The organism is Achromobacter spanius (genome assembly GCF_039673305.1).
Taxonomy (GTDB): Bacteria; Pseudomonadota; Gammaproteobacteria; order Burkholderiales; family Burkholderiaceae_B; genus Achromobacter; species Achromobacter spanius_F.
This window is the reverse complement of the sequence record NZ_JBDJLJ010000003.1, coordinates 44,956-65,252: the sequence shown is the minus strand read 5'-3', so window position 1 is coordinate 65,252 and position 20,297 is coordinate 44,956. Positions and strand designations below refer to the sequence as shown.

The 20,297-nt window shown below is 66.8% G+C and carries 21 protein-coding genes; 11 read left to right on the top strand and 10 right to left on the bottom strand.

Going from position 1 to position 20,297, the window contains the following annotated elements:
- The first annotated feature begins 56 nt into the window (after positions 1 to 56).
- The 3 genes from ABE485_RS04365 to ABE485_RS04355 all read left to right on the top strand — a co-directional run bounded on the left by ABE485_RS04365 (position 57) and on the right by ABE485_RS04355 (position 1,899).
- Positions 57 to 548, top strand: a complete 492-nt coding sequence (locus ABE485_RS04365) for a nucleoside deaminase (RefSeq protein ID WP_346513738.1) — start codon at positions 57 to 59, stop codon at positions 546 to 548.
- A gap of 195 nt (positions 549 to 743) precedes the next feature.
- Positions 744 to 1,391: a hypothetical protein gene (locus ABE485_RS04360; protein ID WP_346513737.1), complete on the top strand. Its 648-nt coding sequence runs from the start codon at positions 744 to 746 to the stop codon at positions 1,389 to 1,391.
- A 25-nt stretch (positions 1,392 to 1,416) separates the two neighbouring features.
- A complete protein-coding gene (locus ABE485_RS04355; protein WP_346513735.1) occupies positions 1,417 to 1,899 on the top strand; it encodes a hypothetical protein in 483 nt (160 codons plus the stop codon).
- 18 nt (positions 1,900 to 1,917) lie between these two features.
- On the opposite strand, the gene ABE485_RS04350 is transcribed toward ABE485_RS04355, so the two are convergent.
- Together ABE485_RS04350 and ABE485_RS04345 are read right to left on the bottom strand one after the other, a co-directional pair.
- Positions 1,918 to 2,643: a hypothetical protein gene (locus ABE485_RS04350; protein ID WP_346513734.1), complete on the bottom strand. Its 726-nt coding sequence runs from the start codon at positions 2,641 to 2,643 to the stop codon at positions 1,918 to 1,920.
- Positions 2,644 to 2,738: 95 nt separating this feature from the next.
- On the bottom strand, positions 2,739 to 3,350 hold the full coding sequence (locus ABE485_RS04345) for a cysteine hydrolase family protein (protein WP_346513733.1): 612 nt from the start codon (positions 3,348 to 3,350) through the stop codon (positions 2,739 to 2,741).
- A 174-nt stretch (positions 3,351 to 3,524) separates the two neighbouring features.
- Between ABE485_RS04345 and ABE485_RS04340 the strand changes: the two genes are divergently transcribed.
- The gene (locus ABE485_RS04340; RefSeq protein ID WP_346513731.1) at positions 3,525 to 4,541 is read left to right on the top strand and encodes a GlxA family transcriptional regulator; all 1,017 of its coding nucleotides are present in this window, start codon (positions 3,525 to 3,527) and stop codon (positions 4,539 to 4,541) included.
- On the opposite strand, the gene ABE485_RS04335 is transcribed toward ABE485_RS04340, so the two are convergent.
- Positions 4,538 to 5,500, bottom strand: a complete 963-nt coding sequence (locus tag ABE485_RS04335) for a GlxA family transcriptional regulator (RefSeq protein ID WP_346513730.1) — start codon at positions 5,498 to 5,500, stop codon at positions 4,538 to 4,540. The genes ABE485_RS04340 and ABE485_RS04335 overlap by 4 nt on opposite strands.
- Positions 5,501 to 5,601: 101 nt before the next feature.
- On the opposite strand from ABE485_RS04335, the gene ABE485_RS04330 reads away from it, so the two are divergent.
- Positions 5,602 to 6,312 carry a GNAT family N-acetyltransferase gene (locus ABE485_RS04330; protein WP_346513728.1) on the top strand — a complete coding sequence of 237 codons (711 nt, stop codon included), beginning with the start codon at positions 5,602 to 5,604 and terminating at the stop codon, positions 6,310 to 6,312.
- Positions 6,313 to 6,353: 41 nt separating this feature from the next.
- Here ABE485_RS04330 and ABE485_RS04325 read toward each other — a convergent pair whose 3' ends face one another.
- Entirely contained in the window at positions 6,354 to 6,968 is a 615-nt protein-coding gene (locus tag ABE485_RS04325; protein WP_346513727.1) for a TetR/AcrR family transcriptional regulator, read from the bottom strand.
- Positions 6,969 to 7,219: 251 nt separating this feature from the next.
- Between ABE485_RS04325 and ABE485_RS04320 the strand changes: the two genes are divergently transcribed.
- From ABE485_RS04320 to ABE485_RS04310, 3 genes are all read left to right on the top strand, one after another.
- Positions 7,220 to 8,365, top strand: coding sequence for an MFS transporter (locus ABE485_RS04320; RefSeq protein WP_346513982.1), 1,146 nt, complete (start codon positions 7,220 to 7,222; stop codon positions 8,363 to 8,365).
- A 179-nt stretch (positions 8,366 to 8,544) separates the two neighbouring features.
- Entirely contained in the window at positions 8,545 to 9,549 is a 1,005-nt protein-coding gene (locus ABE485_RS04315; protein ID WP_346513726.1) for a DUF6236 family protein, read from the top strand.
- 148 nt (positions 9,550 to 9,697) lie between these two features.
- Positions 9,698 to 10,999: a UDP-N-acetylglucosamine 1-carboxyvinyltransferase gene (locus ABE485_RS04310; RefSeq protein WP_346513724.1), complete on the top strand. Its 1,302-nt coding sequence runs from the start codon at positions 9,698 to 9,700 to the stop codon at positions 10,997 to 10,999.
- Here ABE485_RS04310 and ABE485_RS04305 read toward each other — a convergent pair.
- Positions 10,996 to 11,646, bottom strand: coding sequence for a DsbA family oxidoreductase (locus ABE485_RS04305; protein ID WP_346513723.1), 651 nt, complete (start codon positions 11,644 to 11,646; stop codon positions 10,996 to 10,998). The two genes, ABE485_RS04310 and ABE485_RS04305, sit on opposite strands and share 4 nt — an antisense overlap.
- A gap of 164 nt (positions 11,647 to 11,810) precedes the next feature.
- On the opposite strand from ABE485_RS04305, the gene ABE485_RS04300 reads away from it, so the two are divergent.
- Positions 11,811 to 12,395 (top strand): YceI family protein, encoded by a 585-nt coding sequence (locus ABE485_RS04300; protein ID WP_346513722.1) that lies wholly within the window; start codon positions 11,811 to 11,813, stop codon positions 12,393 to 12,395.
- A gap of 64 nt (positions 12,396 to 12,459) precedes the next feature.
- Here the strand turns inward: ABE485_RS04300 and ABE485_RS04295 are convergent, their stop codons facing one another.
- The 5 genes from ABE485_RS04295 to ABE485_RS04275 all read right to left on the bottom strand — a co-directional run bounded on the left by ABE485_RS04295 (position 12,460) and on the right by ABE485_RS04275 (position 18,092).
- A complete protein-coding gene (locus ABE485_RS04295) occupies positions 12,460 to 13,764 on the bottom strand; it encodes an alpha/beta fold hydrolase (protein WP_346513721.1) in 1,305 nt (434 codons plus the stop codon).
- A 24-nt stretch (positions 13,765 to 13,788) separates the two neighbouring features.
- Positions 13,789 to 14,778 carry a Bug family tripartite tricarboxylate transporter substrate binding protein gene (locus ABE485_RS04290; RefSeq protein WP_346513720.1) on the bottom strand — a complete coding sequence of 330 codons (990 nt, stop codon included), beginning with the start codon at positions 14,776 to 14,778 and terminating at the stop codon, positions 13,789 to 13,791.
- Between the two features lie 230 nt (positions 14,779 to 15,008).
- On the bottom strand, positions 15,009 to 15,566 hold the full coding sequence (locus ABE485_RS04285; RefSeq protein ID WP_346513719.1) for a DUF1415 domain-containing protein: 558 nt from the start codon (positions 15,564 to 15,566) through the stop codon (positions 15,009 to 15,011).
- A gap of 70 nt (positions 15,567 to 15,636) precedes the next feature.
- Complete coding sequence (locus ABE485_RS04280; RefSeq protein WP_346513717.1) at positions 15,637 to 17,109, bottom strand: M20 family metallopeptidase; 1,473 nt, start codon at positions 17,107 to 17,109, stop codon at positions 15,637 to 15,639.
- Positions 17,110 to 17,174: 65 nt separating this feature from the next.
- Positions 17,175 to 18,092 carry a LysR family transcriptional regulator gene (locus ABE485_RS04275; RefSeq protein ID WP_346513715.1) on the bottom strand — a complete coding sequence of 306 codons (918 nt, stop codon included), beginning with the start codon at positions 18,090 to 18,092 and terminating at the stop codon, positions 17,175 to 17,177.
- 166 nt (positions 18,093 to 18,258) lie between these two features.
- On the opposite strand from ABE485_RS04275, the gene ABE485_RS04270 reads away from it, so the two are divergent.
- Complete coding sequence (locus ABE485_RS04270; protein WP_346513714.1) at positions 18,259 to 19,215, top strand: alpha/beta fold hydrolase; 957 nt, start codon at positions 18,259 to 18,261, stop codon at positions 19,213 to 19,215.
- Positions 19,216 to 19,234: 19 nt separating this feature from the next.
- Entirely contained in the window at positions 19,235 to 20,218 is a 984-nt protein-coding gene (locus ABE485_RS04265) for a Bug family tripartite tricarboxylate transporter substrate binding protein (RefSeq protein ID WP_346513713.1), read from the top strand.
- Positions 20,219 to 20,297: the final 79 nt, after the last annotated feature.

Here is a 20,297-nt window from a genome sequence, read left to right as displayed (position 1 = left end):
GCGGGACGCTGCGTCGCCCTGCCGGCCCCTGCACACCGCTACCCGGAGATTTCCGCATGATTACCGAACAGGACAAAAAGCACCTCGCACGCTGCGTCGAACTGGCCAGGCAGGCGCTCGATGCCGGAGACCAGCCTTTCGGTTCGGTCCTGGTGTCCGGCGACGGGCGGGTGCTGTTCGAAGACCACAACCATGTCTCCAGCGGCGACCGCACGCGGCATCCGGAATTCGAGATCGCCCGCTGGGCCGCCAACAATGTGCCCGAAGCAGAGCGCGCAGCCTGCACGGTCTACACGTCCGGCGAGCATTGCTCCATGTGTTCGGCGGCGCACGGATGGGTGGGATTGGGCCGGATCGTGTATGCGGTCTCATCCGGGCAGTACGCCGACTGGATGCGCGGATGGGGCGTTCCGGCTTCGCCGGTGCGGCCCTTGCCCATCACCGAGGTCGTCGACGGCATCGAGGCCGAAGGGCCGGTGCCGGAGTTCGTCGAACAGATCCGCCTGCTGCATGAAGAGAACGTGCGCCGGCGGGCCACGCAGGGATAAGGCCGGCCGATCATCCTGAAGCAATCTGTTCGTCGCCTAACGAATAGATACACATACTCGAAAGCCAGCAATTATTTGCAGGCAATGGTCATGCTAAGTTGGCGGCCGTGCCGTAATCGGGGTCGGGTCCCAAAAGATCTGCCCAGTTCGCGCAGCACGCGACGGCGCTTCCCTAGCCTCCTCTTGATACTGACCATGCAAATCAACGTTGATCGCGGCGCAGCCCGCGCCTCGGGCATCAAACGCAAATCCGGCGGCCTGGCCCTGGCGTTGGGCCTGGCCTTCGCCGTCGCGGCGCCCGTTCATGCCGCAAAGGATCCGGGCGCGGCAGCCCTGCCCCCGCGCGCCAACGCGCAGCAGGCGCCGGCCCAGCAGGCTCCCGCGCAGCAACAGGCGCCCGCGCAGCAGCAGGCGCCGGCTCGGGCGCCCGCTCAACAGGCCCCCGCGCAATCGGGCGCCCTCGTTCCCGTGCAGAAAACCCAGGTCAACAACCAGGCCGCCTACGAGCGTCTGCTGAACAACAGCGGCGTCACGGTGCAATGGCTGTGGTCCGCGCAGCGCGGCAAGCTCAACGCCATCGACGACAACGACGTGGTGCGCATCGACGGCACCCAGGCCAACTTTGAAGGCACGCTCAAGATCAAGGGCGAAATCGTCTCGATCGACAGCGACCGCTTCGTCCTGCGCGGCACGATCCTGATCCTGGACGCCCCGGACAAGGGCCGCCGCTGCGAACGCACCGGCGACTACGAGTTCAAGGCAACGGGCAAGCGCAAGTACTGGCGCATGCAGCAGATGGAAGCCTGCGGCGGCCTGACGGACTACGTCGACGTCTTCTATTGATCCTCTACCAGCGACGGACCGCCCCATGCCGCCTACCGCGATCAAATGGCTTGCCAGCATCGTTTTCGGACTGCTGATCGGCAGCGCCAGCTTCGGCGTCACCAGCCCGCTGCTGCAGATCGCGTTCGGACTCCATCAACCGGCGGACGCATCGTATGGGGCTGCCGATGCCGTTGCGTTCGAACGGATGCAGATCGCCAGCGCGGTCCTGTATGGGCTGATCGCGGTGGCGGTCGCCGTGGCGCTGGCCCGTATCGCCAATATTCGCCGGCTGATCGGCTGGGGCTGCCTGGTGCTGGGCGTGGCGTTGCTGCTGACCGTGCCCATCGCACTGCTTGAAATGGACCCTGCCCTCCACACCGGCGGCGGCGCGGATGCGCGGGATGCCAACACCGCGCTGTTCTTCTTCCTGCTTATCTTTGGACTGCCCTATCTGGGCGGCGGCCTGCTGCTGACGATAGGCGGCGCGGTGCTGGTGCGGAAAAATCGCGAGAAGCCGGCGGCTTGATACCGACCGGCCGTCAGATCAATTCGCGCATGCCCTGGCCTGGGCATCCAAGGCGGCGGAGTCGGGCAGAATCGGCATTTTGGTCGATTCGCCGCGCCCCTTTTCATCCACGAATTTGCCGCCCATATATCGCTTCATTTCCATCATTTCCATGACGGGCGCCAGGCAGTTGAATCGTAGCGTGATCTCCATCCGATCGTATTGCTGGCCATTGTCCAGTTTGTCCGGCTGACGCAGATCCATGCGAAGCCGCCCTGCGGCATGATCGCCCTGGCGAGATGCCGGCTCGGCATAGATCGAACCAAACTGTTTTGTATCCTCTGTCGCCAATATCCAGCCGGGCGGCAGCACTGGCGCGGTATATCCGACGGTGCAGGCTTGGTAAATCATTCGACCGACGGAAGCCGTGCCAGCGCCGAACTGAGGCGCAGTGCTTTTTTTGCTCGATAGAGCCTTGCCCTTCAGGTAGTACGTGGTCCGGACCGGCTGCGCGATCGGTCTCGCACAATTGAGTTCGAGCTCCGTGTCGATCTGGTCATAGTCCATCCCGCTGCCAGAATCATGCTGTACGGTGTGGAACTCAGTCCTCAGCACACCCTGCGCAAGCTCTCCCCGGCGCGAATTTTCAACGGCTGACACCGACATGCGCACACTGCTTAAAGACGCCACGGGGATCCATTCGCGACCTTCGGCCACGGCACACGCGGTAAACAACAACACTGTGCCGATGGAACGAAAGCGCATGATTGCGGATCCCTCTTTCAAAAAATGGCTGTCAGCGGACGATCAGCCCAAGGCGGGCCGCGCAGGATTGTATCCATACTCCTCGGGTTTCAGCATCACACCACCGGCAGCTTGAGCACCTGCTCTGTCGTCAGCACGTCCCCGAACGTGTCGTCGATACTGGCCAACGCCGCCCGGTGCAGGCTGTCGTGGTCCACGACGCTGCCATCGGCCCGGTCCAGGTCCCGGGTTGCGCAGGCATCCTCGGCCACGATGACCTGGTAGCCCAGGGGCACGGCATCGCGCGCCGCGCCGGCCACGCAGGCATGGGTCATGAGGCCAGTGATCACCAGGGTCTTGATGCCGCCCGCCTTCAATTGCGCATCCAGATCCGTGGTGGGAAATGCGCTGACCGACGATTTGCGCACCACCGTGTGATGCGGCGCGGGCTGCAGGTCGTCATGGAAGTCGCCCGACGGGCTCTGGTCCGCGAACACCGGGCTGCCGGCAGGCGTCACGTGCTGGATATGGAACACGGGGATGTTGGCTTTGTCTGCATGCGCGATCAGCCGCTGCGCGTTGCCCAGGGCCGCCTTGCCCTCGGGGATCGGCAGCTTGCCGCTGAAATATTCGTTCTGGAAATCGATCACCAGCAAGGCGGTGCTGTCTGCGTCGATGGACGCCGGGGCGGCGGCGCCGGCCAGGGTGCGGATGGTGGGATGGCTCATGGTGGGTCCTCGGCAAGGTGGAATGTAGGTGGCCTGCCATTGGCGGGCGAGCTCCGCGCGTGCTGCGTGGAAGGCATCAGTTTCCCGCCGTCAGGCATTCGGCGATAGTGGCCCGATGGACAACAATTGCTAGAATCGGGCCAATCCACCTCCCCCCTGCGCCTGGCCCGAAAGATGCATACCGTTGCCGTCATCGCCTTCGAAGACATCAGCCCCTTCCACCTGTCCGTCCCCTGCATGGTGTTTGGCGACGACCTGGCCAAACTGGGCGTGCCCCGGTATCGCCTGTTGATCTGCGGAGAGCGGCCCGGGCTGTTGTCGACGATGTCGGGATTCAGGATCGAGGTCGAGCATGACCTGCGCGCGCTGGAACTGGCCGACACCATCATCATGCCGGCATGGCGCGACCCCGACGAATCCGCGCCGCCCGCCCTGCTGAAGGCTTTGCAGGCGGCCCACGCGCGCGGCGCGCGCATTGCCGGCCTGTGCCTGGGCACATTCGTGCTGGCGGAAGCCGGCTTGCTGGACGGCCGCAGCGCCGCCACCCACTGGGCCTGGAGCGAAGACTTCGTGCGCCGCCATCCCAAGGTCAGGCTGGAGCGCAAATCCCTGTACATCGATGACGGCGACATCCTGACGTCGGCGGGCACCGCCGCCGCCATCGACTGCTGCCTGCATCTGCTGCGCTGCGACCACGGCGCGGAGGTCGCCAACCGCGTGGCGCGGCGCATGGTGGTGGCCCCGCATCGGGACGGCGGACAGGCCCAGTACATCGAACAGCCCTTGCCCGAACGGCACGGGCCGGACAAGCTGGGCGCCACCCTGGACTGGGCCATGCAGAACCTGCGCGAGCCGCTTACGCTGGACCAGCTGGCCGACAAGGCCGGCATGAGCCGCCGGAACTTCACGCGGCGCTTCAAGGCGAAGACCGGCGCCACGGTGTCCCAATGGGTCCTGAACCATCGCCTGGCTTCGGCCCAGCGGCTGCTCGAAACCAGCGACAAGACCGTGGACCTGATCGCCGACAGCGTGGGATTTGGTTCGTCTGCCTCGTTCCGGCAGCATTTCGCCAGCGCTTTTGCGATTTCGCCGTCCGGCTACCGCAGGCAGTTCAGCGCGAATTCGAGCGGCGGGGCGACGGCGTCCATCGCCGGCCGCCACGCCGCGAGCCCGAGTGCGGCAACGGCCTAGCCAGCCCGCAACTCCCTCACCCCCCGACCCAGCCGACGCCGCAGCAGCGTCCGCAAGGTCGCCCCGTCTTCGTAGCCGACCTCGGCTGCGATTGCTTCCATGTTCAGATGGCTGGTGCGCAGCAGGTGCACCGCCCGCTCGACCCGCAAGTCCTGGAAATACGATAACGGCGACTTTCCGAGCACGGCCTCGATGCGGCGCTGCAGGGTGCGGGTACTGGTGGCCAGCGCGTCCGCCGCGGCGTCCAGCGAGAACCCGTGGGCCAGCCGGTCCCTGGCCCAGCGCTCGAAACGCTCCACCAGGGGATCGGCGCGCGCCAGGTGGTCGGGGATCATGTAGGGCGCCTGCGACGGGCGCGCGTCCACCAACAGATAACGGACGACCACGGCCGCCAGCGCGGGACTGGCCTGTCCCAGCAGCCACAGAGCCAGGTCCAGGTGCCCCATCGCGGCGCCGGCGGTCGTGAAGCTGCCGGACGGCACCATCATCCGCGCGCTGTCCAGCCGCACCTGCGGGTAGCGCTGGCGGAACAGCGGCGCAAGCCACCAGGACGTGGTGGCCTCCTGTCCGTCCAGCAGGCCCGATTCTGCGAGCACGAAGGTGCCGATGCAGGCGGCCGCGATCTTCACGCCGTCGTCATGGCGCTGCCGCAGCAGCGCCAGCGCGTCCCGCACGTCGCGCCGCTCCAGGGCCGGCAGCAGCTGTTCCGGCATCTTGGTGGCGATGGCAGGCAGGATCAGCCAGTCGGGGCTGCCCATTGCGCTGGCGGGCTTGACCGGCACGCGCATGCCCAGCCCCGTTCGCACCTCGCGGCGCATGCCGATCACGCTGATGTCGAACCGCGGCCCCGTGCCGGGCTGCTGCAGGTCGGCCAATTCGTTGGCGGTGGCGAATGCGTCCAGGATGGCCGACAGCCCCGTGTCGAAGCAGCCGTCCAGGGCCAGAACCGATATCTTCATGGCGGAAATGACTCCAAAAATGTCACTTACGACAATAGAGCGGAGATCCGTTCCTGTCTACATTGGCCTCATGCGCAACCGCGCGGACAACAGGAACCGGCATGGACCAATCAGCACACAGCCTCGACAACCCGATCTGGAACGCCCTTGCGACCGAACAGGCGCACCTGGGCATCGGAAATGCCCTCGCCCGCCGGTATCACCCCGACGTGGCGCCCTTTGCCGCGATGGCGTCGGATGCTCCCGAAGCCTGGCTTGCGCTAAGCCAGCTTTTGCCTGCCGGCCAGCAGGCGGCGCTGCTGTCGTCCGATCCCGTCAAGCCCCCGCCCGCGCTGCGCGCGCAGCCGGTCGGCGAGATCCACCAGATGGTCGCGACGCGCCGCGACGCCTGTCCGGCGGATGATCCGGATATCGTGGCGCTGGGCCCCGCCGATGCGCCGGAGATGCTCGCGCTGGCCGAAAAGACCAAGCCCGGCCCATTCTGCAAGCGCACGCACGAGATGGGGCGCTATATCGGCGTGCGCGCGCAAGGCCGGCTGGTCGCCATGGCGGGCGAACGGATGCATCCCGCCGGCCACGTCGAGATCAGCGCGGTCTGCGTGGACGACGCGTGGCGCGGCAAGGGCCTTGCCGCGCGGCTGGTGCGGCGGCTTGAAGTGGAAATCTGGCAGCGGGGCGAATCGCCGTTCCTGCACGTGCTCAGCAATAACGGCAACGCGATCGCGCTGTATGAGCGGCTGGGATTCGCATTGCGGCAGACGTTTTTCCTGACGCTTGTCGGACCGGCCCGGCCCGGCGAGGCCAGCGCCTAGCGCGCCGATTGCAGCAAAAAGCCGCCAGCCGCCCGGCGCATCTAAGCCCGGCGGCTGGCGTCCCAGACCTTGAGCACCTGGGTGATCGCGGCGTCAAACGCCGGATAGCGCATGCCATCGCGCGCCAGTGTGGACAGGCCCACCAGGAAGCTGTCGAACACGGTCGCGAGCGATCGCGCGTCCGTGTCCGCAGAAAGTTCGCCGCTTTCGATACCGCGTTCCACGCAACGCAGGAATCCCGCCCGGGTGCGCAGACGCGACGCCGTCAGCGGCTTGGCGACGGCCGCATGCTCGGGCGTGGGCGCGCTCATCACGCCCAGCGCCACCATGCAGCCCTTGGGATGCCCGCGCTCGCACTGCATCCTGGCCGACCGGCGCAACGACTGCTCGATGGCATCGCGCGGCGCGATGTCGTCGTCCCACAGGCTGTCGTTCACGCGCGCGTAGGTGTCCAGATAGCGCTGGACGGCCTCGCCATACAGGGCCTCTTTCGAGCCGAAGGCGGCGTAAAAGCTCGGGGCCGAGATGCCCGCGCCCATGTTCGCCTTGAGCTGGGCCAGCGACGTCGATTCGTAGCCGTGCTCCCAGAACAGGTGCAATGCCTGGTCGACCGCCTGGTCGCGGTCGAACGCCCTGGGCCTGCCCATCTGCGCCATATCGATCTCCTGTGATGACGACATAAATACTAGTCGATACAAAACTCGTTGACAACGCAAAGGGCGCACGCCTACATTTATATCGATCGATACATAATTGCCGGCAATTGGCCGTGCGTGGCGTCGCCGCGGCGGCCGGCGGTGTCGACCCACGTTCATCTACTCAAGGATCTTTTGTGAATCACGCTTCCCTCCACACCGGGCGCCCCGACTCCGACCGGCTGCCCATTGCCGGACTGCTGGCGCTGGCAATGACCGGCTTTCTCTGCATCGTGACCGAGACCCTGCCCGCGGGCCTGCTTGCGCAGATCAGCGCAGGCCTGGACATCAGCCAGGCCCTGGCCGGGCAGATGGTCACCGCCTATGCGCTGGGCTCGCTGCTGGCCGCGATTCCGCTCACCATCGCCACGCGCGGCTGGCGCCGCCGCAATGTCCTGCTGCTGAGCATCGTGGGATTCCTGATCTTCAATTCCGCCACCGCCCTCTCGTCGAATTACTGGCTCACGCTGGCGGCCCGGTTCTTCGCCGGGGTTTCCGCCGGACTGGCCTGGAGCCTCCTGGCGGGCTATGCGCGCCGGATGGTCGCGCCCTATCAGCAAGGGCAGGCCATGGCGATTGCCATGGTGGGCACGCCGATCGCCTTGTCGCTGGGCGTCCCATTGGGCACGCTGCTGGGATCGGCGGTGGGCTGGCGCATGGCGTTCTGGATCATGTCGGCGCTGACGCTGGCGCTGATCGGCTGGGTACTGGCCAAGGTGCCCGATTATCCCGGGCAGTCGGCCCACGAGCGCATGCCGCTGCGCCGGGTGTTCACGACGCCCGGCGTGCGGGCCGTGCTGGCGGTCGTGGTCGCCTGGATGCTTGCCCACAATATTCTCTACACCTACATCTCCCCCTTCGTGGCGCCTGCCGGCCTGGCGGCCCGCGTGGACCTGGTCCTGCTCGTATTCGGCGTGGCCGCACTGGCCGGCATCTGGATCACGGGGAAACTGGTCGACCGGCATTTGCGCGCCACCGTGCTGGCAAGCCTGGCCGCGTTCGTCCTGACCGCGCTGGCATTTGGCCTGATGCCGGCCAGCCCTGCCCTGATCTACGTGGGCGTCGCCGTATGGGGCACAAGCTTTGGCGGCGCGGCGACGCTGTTGCAGACCGCCCTGGCCGACGCGGCCGGCAAGGGCGCCGACGTGGCGCTGTCCATGAACGTGGTGGCCTGGAACGGGGCCATCGCCGCCGCGGGCGTGGCGGGCGGCATGCTATTGGAGACCTGGGGCGCCGGTTCGTTCCCGTGGGCGCTGGCCGTCCTGGCGACGATCGCGCTTGCGATTGTCGCGTCCTCGCACGACCACGCGTTCAAGCCTGGACTGCGCAGTCCAGGGCCTGTGGTCGTCGGCCATTGACGCGCGCCAGCCGCGGCGTCGCGCATGCGCGCTTCGCCGCGTTCCCTGACCTGCGCTAGTGCAGAACTACCAAGCGGGATGGAGGATGCCCTTTGGTTTGCCCTCCGATAACATCGTCGGGCAGCCGATGCACCCGACCATTTCCGCTTCGTAGCCATCCTGTGCCCTTGGAGCCACCCATGACATCGACGGACTCGCCCTTTGCGCTGAAGGACGGCCAACGCGGATTGGTCGTCAGCACCCGCGCCGAGGAAAGCGAGCCTGGAACATGGAAGATCGGCCGTTACCTCGATCCGCAGGACCTGCGTTGGGCATTGCTGTTCTGGGACAAGCTGGCCTGGCCCACGTCGTACATACCGACCAATGCCAATGACGCCGAAGCGGCCACGATCGATTACCTGCAGAAGGCCAAGGTCCTGGTCAGGCCGGAATACGCCGGCGCGGCGCGGATGCATCCGCCGCCGCACCCCATGTTGCGCGATACCGGCGCGGGCGTGTACTCGGATCTTCCAACGCAGCATTTGCGCAGCAGAATCAACAGCCTGGGCGGACGCATTCCTGAAAACAGCCACCTGCCGTCTCCGATATTGAGTATCGCGCTGAGGCACCTGCTGGCTTTCCTGGAGGCTGATTCCGTAACGCAAGGCGCGTGGGCGCTTGCCAATGACCTGTCGTCGATGCTCGAGGAATCCGCGAAGGAAGAGTCAGCCCGGCGCGGATTGCTCGTAAGCCTGTTGAACTGCATTCCTGTTCCGGACAGCAACGTCCCGCTGGCCGAGGTGCTGGAATTCAAATCCAGACGGAATGATCAACTGATGGAGATTCGCCACGAGGTGGAAAGCCTGTACCTCTTGACGCTGGGAGACTCCGACCTTGCGCTGCGCGCCGCGAAGGAGCGGATCGACAGCGCCTGCGCCGACGCGATCAAGGTCGCCCGCGAAAGCCGCCTGCGGTTCCGGCTGTCCGCCGTCAAGGTCGGCTTCACGCTGCCCGTGGGCGCGGTCATCGGAGACCTGCTGGCCAAGGGGCTGCTGAGCCAGCCCATCACCATGCCCGCGGTGGACGCGTTGCTGGTGGGCGCGGCGGGCGCCCTGGCGTGTTCCTGGGATATCGTGCCCCGCGCGGTCCAGCCCCGGAACGAACCCTACCGCTACATCGCGAGCATGCACCGTGAACTGAGCTGACGGCGCTCGCCCTCATTCGCACCATCCTCCAAAACCCCTGCAATTGCAGTTTGAAACGTTTTGCGGCCTTTCGTCGAAATAGCCTGCCGCGGGACCCCGTTACAATCCCCGCGCTCTCTCCTATTTCTTTCCTGGCCGTCCAATCCCCATGTCCAACCTCATCGTCCACGGCGGCACGCCTTTGCGCGGCCGCGTCGTTCCCTCGGCCAACAAGAACGCAGTGCTGCCAATCCTGTGCGCCACGCTGCTGACCGACCAGCCGCTGCGGCTGCATGGCGTGCCGGACATCACCGACGTGCGCAAGATCCTGGACATCTTCCGCACGCTGGGCAGCGACGTCCGGCTGGACGACAAAACGCGCACGCTGGAACTGCATCACCGCGACACCGTTTTCGACGCCGCGCGGCACCGGCTGCCGGAGGAAATGCGTTCCTCGATCATGCTGGTGCCTCCGCTGCTGGCGCGATTCGGCGTGGCCCGCCTGGAGGACAACGTCAAAGGCTGCACGCTGGGCGTTCGCGAGATCGATCCGCACGTGGACATCTTTCGCTCCTTCGGTGGTGAGGTCGAGCGCGCCAGCGGGTCCCTGCTGGTGCGGGCGAGCGGCCCGCTCAAGCCGACCCATCACTGGCTCGACTATGCGTCGGTGACCACGACCGAGAACTTCGTGCTGTGCGCGGCGGCGGCTGAAGGCGAATCCACGCTCACGAACGCGGCCTCCGAGCCGCACGTGCAGGAGTTCTGCCGCTTCATGGCGATGATGGGCGCGGACATCGACGGCATCGGGACGTCCCGCCTGACGGTGCGCGGCGGCGCGCGCCTGACCGGCGGCGAGTTCACCTTCGAGGAAGACTTCCACGAGATCACGACCTTCCTGGCGCTGGGCGCCATCACGGGCGGCGACGTGGTGGTGCGCAACAGCACGCCGGGCAACTTTCCGCTGATCGACCGCACCTTCGCCAAGTTCGGCGTGCAGATCGAGCACAAGGACGGCTGGTCGCGCGCGCTGCGCTCAGGTCCGCTGAAGGTGCAGACGCCCTTCACCAGCAACGTGCTGACCAAGGTCGAGGCGGCGCCCTGGCCGTATTTCCCGGTGGACCTGCTGCCGATCTTCATCGCGCTGGGCGTGTGCGCCGAGGGCAATGCGATGTTCTGGAACAAGGTCTACGACGGCGCGCTGGGCTGGACGGGCGAGCTGTCCAAGTTCGGCGCCCACGTGTTCTCGTCCGACCCGCACCGCGTGGTGACGTTCGGCGGCAATCCGCTGACGCCGGCGGTGGTGGAAAGCCCCTACATCATCCGCGTGGCCATCGCCCTGTTCATGGTAGCCAGCAGCATCAAGGGCCGCTCCGAGATCCGCAACGCCACGCCGATCCGCCGCGCCCACCCGCACTTTGTCGAGAACCTGCGCAGCCTGGGCGTGCAGGTGGAATGGGCTAACGACGACTAGCCCTCCTGCGCGACCTGCCGCAGGGCCTGTTCGAAGGCCTCGGGCGGCTGGCCGCCAGACACCAGGTATTTGCCGTTGATGATCACCGACGGCACCGACGTAATGCCCAGCCGCCGCCATTGCGCTTCATCGGCGCGCACCTCGTCAGCATAGCGGCCGGAGTCCAGTACCTCGCGCGCCGCCGCCTCGTCCAGCCCGGCCTCGCGCGCCGCCTGCGCCAGCACCTGCGCGTCGCCCGTGTCGTGGTTCAGCAAATGGTAGGTGCGCAGCAGGCTCTGCTTCATCGCGATCTGCTGCGCCTGCCCCTGCAACCCGGCCCAGTGGATCAGCCGATGGGCATCGAAGGTATTGAAGGAACGGTTGTCGTCTTCCATGCGCATCGGCATGCCGACGGCGGCCGCGCGCTCGCTGATGACCTTGCGGTTCGCCTGCACCTGTTCGCGGTCGTACCCGTACTTTGCCATCAGGCGCTCGATGGTGTTCTGCCCGCCGGCCGGCATGTCGGGATTCAATTCGAACGGCCGGAAATGCAGGTCGACCTGCGCAATTCCTTCCACCCGGCGCATGGCCTCCAGCAGCCCGCCCAGCCCCACCGCGCACCACGGGCAGGCCACGTCGGAAACGAAATCGATATTGATCTTGGCCATCAGGCTCTCCGAAAAACGTAACGATGACCCAGAGAGTAAAGCAAACGCGCGCCTTTCTTGATCTGCGTCCGTCACTGACAAAGAACTGAATGCTATCGTCAAGCTTCCGTGCACGCTCGCGGCCTGCCGCAAGCGTGGCCCGACGCCATTCACAAGGAGCCGCAATGAAGTTGATCCCGTCCCTGTCGCTGGGCGCAAGCGCGCTGATGCTGTCCCTGGCCGCCACGGCCGCGCCGGTCACGTATGACCTGGATCCCTCGCACACCTACCCCAGCTTCGAGGCCGACCATTTCGGCGGCCTGTCGACCTGGCGCGGCAAGTTCAACCAGTCGCGCGGCGTGGTGGTGCTGGACCGCGAGGCGCGCACCGGCACGGTGGAAGTCACCGTGGACATCAATTCGGTGGACTTCGGCCACGACGAGATGAACAAGCATGCCGTCGCGCCGGACATCTTCGATGCGGCCAAATACCCCACCGCCACATTCAAGGGCAAGTTCACCAAGTTCGACGGCGACCGTCCGGAAGAAGCGACGGGCGACCTGACGCTGCGGGGCGTCACGCGCCAGGTCAAGATGGACATCGACGACTTCAAGTGCATCGACCATCCCATGGCCAAGACCGAGGTCTGCGGCGCGGACGTCTCCACGGCGTTCAGCCGCAAGGACTTCGGGCTGAACTTCGGCCTGGACATGGGCTTCAAGCCCGAAGTGGAACTGAAGATCCAGGTCGAGGCCGTGCGCCGGCAGTGATGCGCGCCCGCGCTTGAGCACGCCGGGATGGCGGGCAGCCAGCCCGCCCCCCGGCCCTTCCGGATCATTCGTCGCCGCCCTGCCCCCGCCGCGCCTGCGCCAGGAAATCCAGCACGGCGCGGTACGAACCCTCGTTGCCCGCCGCATTCGCCGGCGGCGTGCCGCCCGCGTCCAGCAGCAGCCCCGACATCGCATGGGGCTTGTTGATCAGGGTGGCCGGCAGATGGGGATAGTGGACGTGATGGCCCGCTCCCGCGCAGACGTAATGGAACGTCGGCAGCGCATGCGCCTGGCGCTGGCGCACCACGATTTCCGAATACGCGGTGCTGGGCCAGAATCCGTCGTCCGACGCGCTGACCAGCATCACCGGGCCGGGGTAGTTTTCCACCGGAATGCGCGCGCGCTCGAATGCCGCGGCGTCGCGCGTGGCGCTCAGGAAGGCGTGCGTCTGGCGGTATGGCGGCTCGGACGCATAGGCGGCGTCCCAGTCGGCCAGGGCATTGTCCTGCCACAGGTGCGGCAAGGGTTCGCCGCCCTTGGTCCAGACCTGCGCGTCGCGGCCGGTGCCCGGCGCGCCCGCGCTGACCACCCCGTGCGTGACGGGCGACGGCACGTAGGCCACCACCGCGCTGACCAGGTCGGGATAGTGCGAAGCCACCAGCAAGGAGGTTTCTCCGCCCCGGCTGATGCCCGACACGGCCACGAAGCCGTCGCGCGGCTGCAGCGACTTGCGCACCCACTTCAGCGCCGCCTCGAAGTATTCCAGCGGCATGTCGTTCAGGTACTTGGGGCGGCCGTCGTAGTTGAAGATCGCCAGCGCCAGGCATTGGTAGCCGCGCGCCGCGAACAGGGCCGCGCGCGGCGCGTTCACGCCGCCCGAAGAGCCGTTCATGTAGATCACGACGGGATGCGGCCCCGGTCCGGCTGGGGTGTAGAGTTCGCCCGACAGCGTCGTACCGCCAAGGTCTTCGCGCACCGGACGGCGCGTGACGCCCTCGGCCATGAATTCCTGGATCAGCGTGGCTTCGGCGGACAGCGCGCCGCCTTCGGCGCGGATGTGCACGGTCAGGGCATCGGTGCTGTCGGGCGGGAACACGACGCGGTCCATGTCCTGGCACGCCATGGACCAGACGATGCCCATGGCGGCGGGTTCGGCATAGGAACCGGACACCGGGCAATCGCGGCGCAGGTCCAGGCGGCCGTCGTGGCCGACCACGAACACGGCTTCGGAGCGCCAGGCCGCGCCGCACATCTGCATGCGGGCGGTGACGGTGATGAAGGCATAGGCCGGAAAGCCTTCGATGCGAATGTCGCGCTCGACGTCGATCAGCGCGCGCTGGGGCGTTACGGTGATGCGGGGCTGTGTCACATGCGCCTCCTTGGGCTACAGGCCTCAGGCCTTCAGGTCGGTCTTGGGCACGCCGTTGGCCTTGATGACCTGCGCCCACATGGCGGATTCGTCGGCGATGACCTTGTCCAGGTCGGCCGACGACGTGAACTCGACGGCCACGCCCTGGTCGGCGAACTGCTGCACCAGGCTGGGATCGCGCGTGCCTTCGCGCACGGCGTTCTCCAGCGTCTTCACGACATCGGCGGGCATGGCGGCGGGGCCGGAAATCATCATGCGGGTGTAGAGCTCGAAGCCGTCGACGCCGGCCTCTTTCATGGTGGGCACGTCGGGCAGGCTGGACAGGCGCTTGTCCGCCGTGACGGCCAGCACTTTCAGCTTGCCCGACTTGATGTTGGGCAGCGCCGACGTCGGGAAATCGAAGGTGCTTTGCACGGTGCCCGCCATCAGGTCCAGCAGCGCCGGACCGCTGCCCTTGTAGGGCACGTCCTGGAACTGCGTGCCCGTCCTGGACTGGAAATGCAGCAGCGCCAGATGGTTGATCACGCCTCGGCCCGCATGCGCGCAGGTGATGTCGCCAGGCTTTTTCTTGGCCAGCGCGATGAACTCCTGGACGTTGTTCACGCCCAGGTCGGGATGCACGATCAGCAGCATGGGCGACTTGCCCATCGAGCCCAGTTGCTTGAAGTCCGAAGGCTGGTACGGCAGGTTGTTGTAGAGCAGCGGGTTCAGGATCATGCCGTTGGTGCCCGCGAAGCCCAGCGTGTAGCCGTCCGGCTCGGCGCGCGCCACGGCCACGGTGGCGATGATGGCCTGCCCGCCGGGGCGGTTCTCGACGACCACGTTCTGCTTGAGCGTCTTGCCCATGCGGTCGGCCAGGGCGCGGGCGGCGATGTCGGTCAGGCCGCCGGGCGCAAAGCCCACCAGCAGGCGCACGGGCCGCGTCGGGAAGGCGTTCTGCTGGGCCCAGGCCGGGCGTGAGATCAGCGGCAGCGCGGCAAGCGCGCCCAGGGCATGACGGCGGGTGAATCGCATACGGCTCTCCAGACAAAGGCAAAGGCCAACGCGCGGCCCGGAAAGGCCGCGAGGCAAGACAATGAAAAGGAAGGACGCACAGGCCGGTCGCCGAACGGCGGCGGTCACAATGATCGTATGTTGTATGCAATACAACGGATGGGCTATCTAGGGATATCCCGGTGCGCCCTTGGGCCGCTGCGAGCAGATTTCGCCCGACGGTATTTGATATGCAGACGTGAAAGCCGGCCTCAGGCCTTGGTCATCAGCTTCTTCCAGCCTTCCAGACCCAGCTTCTGCATCGTGTCGATGTTCTTTTCGTAGATATCGGCAGCGTCGGGGAAGGATTCCACCGCGCGGTCGATGCTGTCTTCGCGCAGCAGGTGCAGGATGGGATACGGCGAACGGTTGGTGTAGTTCTCGATATCGTCCGGCTGCGTGTCGGCGAACTGGAATTGCGGATGGAAGGTCGCGACCTGCAGTTCGCCCACCAGGCGCATGCGCTTGAGCAGGCGGTCGGACAGGTCCTCGAAGTCGTTGAAGTCCAGGAAGTCGTCCAGCGCGTCGGGAATGATCAGCAGCGTGGTGTCGATCTTTTCGGGATCGGCCTCGGCCAACAGCGCCAGTTCGTCCTGCAGGTCGGTCAGCACGCCTTCGGCGTCGGTGGCGTCGCTGACGGCAAAGCGGATCTGGTCCTTGACCTGTACCGCCTTGGCGAAAGGACAGAGGTTCAGGCCGATCACGGCCTGGTTCAGCCAGTGGCGGGTTTCTGCGACCACATTGGCGTAGGCGTCGGAAGTGGAAATCATCGGGTCAGTCCTGGAAAAAGAAAGAGCGCAAGGCCGAAAGGCCCCGCGCTCTGCATGGCACGCGTGTGCGTCAGGCGGCCGGCATGGCGGCCATGGTCTGGGCCACGGCGGCGGTCAGCTTCTTGCCGTAGGGCACGTGCAGGAATTCATTCGGGCCGTGGGCGTTGGACTTGGGGCCCAGCACGCCGCAGACCATGAACTGGGCCTTCGGGAAGCCCTTCTGCAGGATGCTCATCAGCGGGATGGTGCCGCCCTGGCCGATGTAGCCGCAAGGCGATCCGTAGTACTGCTGCGAGGCGGCGTCCAGGGCCTGGGTCAGCCAGGCCTCGGAGGCCGGCGCGTTCCAGCCGGTGGCCGCGCCTTCGTTGGCCTTGAAGATGACCTTGGCGTTGTAGGGCGCGTCGGCTTCCAGCAGTTCCTTGATTTCCTGCGAGGCGGCCACGGCGTCCACCAGCGGCGGCAGGCGCAGCGACAGCTTGAACGCGGTGCGCGGGCGCAGCACGTTGCCGGCGCTGGACAAGGGCGGCAGGCCTTCGGCGCCGGTCACCGACAGCGTCGGGCGCCAGGTGCGGTTCAGCAGGGCCTGTTCGGGTTCGGTGGTCATGGGCAGCACGAAGCCGCCGTCGGCGCCGCAGCTCCAGGGGAAACGGCGCCAGACTTCGTCGCCCAGGATGCGGGCGGTGGTGGACACCTGCTCGATGCGTTCGGCGGGGATTTCACAGTGCAGGCTTTGCGGCAGCAGGCGGCCGGTGCCGCTGTCTTCCAGGCGGTCCAGCAGGTGGCGCAGGATGCGGAACGACGAGGGCACGACGCCGCTGGAATCGCCCGAGTGCACGCCTTCGTCCAGGACCTGGACTTCCAGGGTGCCGGACACCATGCCGCGCAGCGAGGTGGTCATCCAGAGCTGGTCGTAGTTGCCGGCGCCGGAATCCAGGCACACCACCAGGGCCACGTTGCCCAGGCGGTCACGCAGCGCATCCACATACGGCAGCAGGTCGTAGCTGCCCGATTCTTCACAGGTTTCCACGATGCCCACGCAGCGCGGACGCGGAATGCCCTGCTTGTCCAGCGCCATGATGGCGGTCAGCGAGGCGTACACGGCATAGCCGTCGTCGGCGCCGCCGCGGCCGTAGAGCTTGCCGTCTTCGTACTTGGGCGTCCAGGGGCCCAGGCCCGCGCGCCAGCCGGAGAATTCGGGCTGCTTGTCCAGGTGGCCGTACAGCAGGATCGTGTCGCCGTTGTCGCTGCGGGTGGCGGGCGCGTCGAAGAAGATGACGGGCGTGCGGCCCGGCAGGCGCACCACTTCCAGCTTCAGGCCGGACACCTTTTGCGCTTCGACCCATTGCGCGGCGTCGCGCACCACGCGCTCGATGAACGCGTTCTTTTCCCAGTCGGCGTCGAACGCCGGGCTCTTGGCCGGAATGGCGATGTAGTCGGTCAGCGCTGGAATGATCTCGTTGTCCCACTTGTCGTCCACGAAGTCCTGGAGGGCCTTGGGATCGAGGGTGGGCGGCAATGCGTCTTCGGGGATGCGTGCGTTCATGGCGCTGGCTTCCTGTGTGCGGGAAAGGGGCAAACCGCTATTTTATGCCTGACGAACCGGTGCCGCTACCTGGCGGCGTAGGCCTCGATCCGCCCCCACACCTCGCGCGCCAGCGGCTTGGCGTTGCCGACCGACTGGTATAGCCGGATCTCCATGTGGATGTCGTTGCGGGCGCCATCGGCGCGCACCAGCTTGCCGTCGCGCAGGTCGGATTCGACCAGCGTGTGCGGCAGCCAGGCCAACCCGAAGCCCTGGCGCGCCATCGCGTGCAGGGCGTCGGCCAGGTCCGATTCGTACGTGGTCTGCAGCAGGGGCACTTCGCACAGCCCGCGCAGCTTGTCGTGCAGGATGCGGCCCAGCGACATGCTGTCGGCGTAGGCCAGGAACGGCACGGGCGGATCCGACGCCAGCTTCGGCACGGCATACCGCGGATAGCGGCCGCCAGGCGCGACGGGCGCACTGACGGCGACCAGCTTGTCGGCGCCCACGCGGCGGCAGCGGTAATTGGGGTTGTCGATCTTGGCGTACAGCGGTTCGTGCGCATGGCACAGCAGGAAGTCGACCTCGCCGTCCTCCAGCATGTCCACGCCATAGTTCAGCGTGGTGGTGACGACCTTCAGCTGGAATGCCGGCAGGCCGCGCTGCACCCCCGCCATCAGTCCCGGCAGCACCGAATGCGCCAGCGTCTTGCCGGACGCGATGGTGATCTTGCGGGCGCGTTCCAATTCGGGCTTCTGCAGCGTTTCGCGCGTTTCCCGCAGGATGTCCAGCACGTCGATGGCGGCGGCCAGCATGCTGCGCCCGGCTGCGTTGAGCGTGGACACCTGGTGGCCGCGTTCAACCAGCGGCACCCCCGCCCATTCCTCCAGCGCCTTGATGCGGCGTCCGAAGGCCGGGTGCGTCACGCTGCGCGCCTCCGCGGCCTGGAACATGTTGCGCGACTTCGACAAGGCGACGAAGTCCTCCAGCCATTTGATATCCATCCGTGTCTCTCATCCGTGCCCCTTGCCCGCCTGGTGTTCGTCCCGGCTGGGCAGGTGTCTGCCTGCGGCTCAAGCGTTGTGCCGATTCAGCACAACCAGTGCGCATTTTGCACAACCCAGAAACACCTTGCAACTAATATCCCCGCAATCCCTCCTGGAAAACCCTATGTCCAACGCCCCCGTCCTGCTCAAGTCCATCCGCAGCCACTATCTGGGCGGGACCGAGGTCGTGGCCGGCGGCCTGCCCATGCAGCAGCAGAAGGTGGTCGGCAATGCGTCGGCGCGGCTCATCGACATGAACGGCGGCTACAGCGCCGGACAGCTGTACGTCCAGGAATACCGGCTGGCCCAGCCCCGCCGCCCCTACCCCGTGCTGCTGTGGCACGGCGGCGGCATGACGGGCGCGCAGTGGGAAAGCACGCCGGACGGCCGCGACGGCTGGCTCTGGCGGCTGCTGCAGGCGGGCTACGACGTGTTCGTGTCCGACGCGCCGGAGCGCGGCCGCGCCTCGTGGGCCATGTACCCGCAGGTGTACGACTCGGCGCCCATCTTCCGTTCCAAGGAAGAGGCCTGGCGCCTGTTCCGCATCGGTCCGGCCGCGGGCTATGCGCCCGCCGGCGAACCGCGCCACGCGTATCCCGGCCAGCAGTTTCCCGTCGACGCCTTCGACACCTTCGCCAAGCAGTTCGTGCCGCGCTGGCTGACGCACGGCGACATGGCGCTGGACGCCTATCGCGCGCTGCTGGACCTGGCCGGCCCCTGCATCGTGGTCGGCCACAGCCAGGGCGGCGGCTTCGCCACGCTGCTGGCCCAGGAATACGCCGCCACGGTGCGCGCCGTGGTGGCCGTCGAGCCCACCGGCACTCCGGCCCAGGCCGCCTGTCAGTTGCCCCCGCAACTGCTGGTCTGGGGCGATCACTTTGACGCGGACGACACCTGGCTGCGCTACCGCGCCCAGACGGACGCCTATTGGAATGCCCTGCGCGCGGCCGGCCAACGTGCCGACGTGCTGGACCTGCCCGCTGCCGGCATCGCCGGCAACTCCCATTTCTGCATGCTGGACCGCAACAGCGACCAGATTGCCGGATTGATCGTCGATTGGCTGGAACGCAGCCTCGACTAACCTTCTCGTGGAGATAGAGATGACCCTGAAGAAAACCACCCTTGCCCTGGCGCTGCTGACCGGCGCCACGCTGGCGGGCGGCGCCCTGGCGCAGCAGGCCGACTACCCGAGCAAGCCCATCCGCATGATCGTGCCGTTCGCGCCCGGCGGCACCGCCGACATCATCGGCCGCGTCTTCGCCGCGCAACTGGGCACCGAACTGGGCGCCACCGTGGTCGTGGAAAACAAGGCCGGCGCCGGTGGCTCCATCGGCACGCGCTACGTGGCCGACGCCGCTCCCGACGGCTACATCCTTCTGCTGGCCTCTTCCAGCACCCACGGCACCAATCCCGCCGTCTACAAGAACCTGACGTACGACGCGTCGCAGGACTTCACCGCCATCACGCAGCTGGTCACCGTGCCGGGCGTGCTGAGTGTCACCAAGGACTTCCCCGCCGCCGACCTGAACGCGCTGATCGCGCAGTCCAAGGCCAATCCGGACAAGTACACCTACGCCTCGTCGGGCGCGGGCGGCCTGGGCAACCTGGCCATGGAACTGATGAAGTCGATGACGGGCGCCAAGCTCATGCACATCGCCTACCGCGGCGCGGGCCCGGCCTTCACCGACGTGATCAGCGGCCAGGTGTCGATGATCTGGGAACCGGTGCCGGCGTCCCTGCCCTACATCAAGGGCGGCCAGATCCGTCCGATCGCGATCGCCGCCGACGTGCGTTCGCCCGAACTGCCGGACACGCCCACGTTCAAGGAAGCCGGCCTGCCGCGCTACGAAGCCAACGCCTGGAACGGCCTGCTGGCCCCCAAGGGCCTGCCGGACGACGTGAAGAAGAAGCTGCATGACGCGTCGGTCAAGGCGCTGAACACGCCGGAAGTGAAGGCCAAGATGGCCAGCCTGGGCGGCACCGTGGTCGCCGGCTCGTCCGACGACTTCCAGCACGTGATCGCCAGCGACGTAAAGAAGTGGAAGAACGTGGCGGCCGACGCCAGGATCCAGCTCGACCAGTAATGCAAAAGGCCCCGGCGCCGTGCGCGCGGGGCCTTTCTTGCCCGGCTCTTGCGGCCGGCCTTTCGGGGCCGGCCTTTTC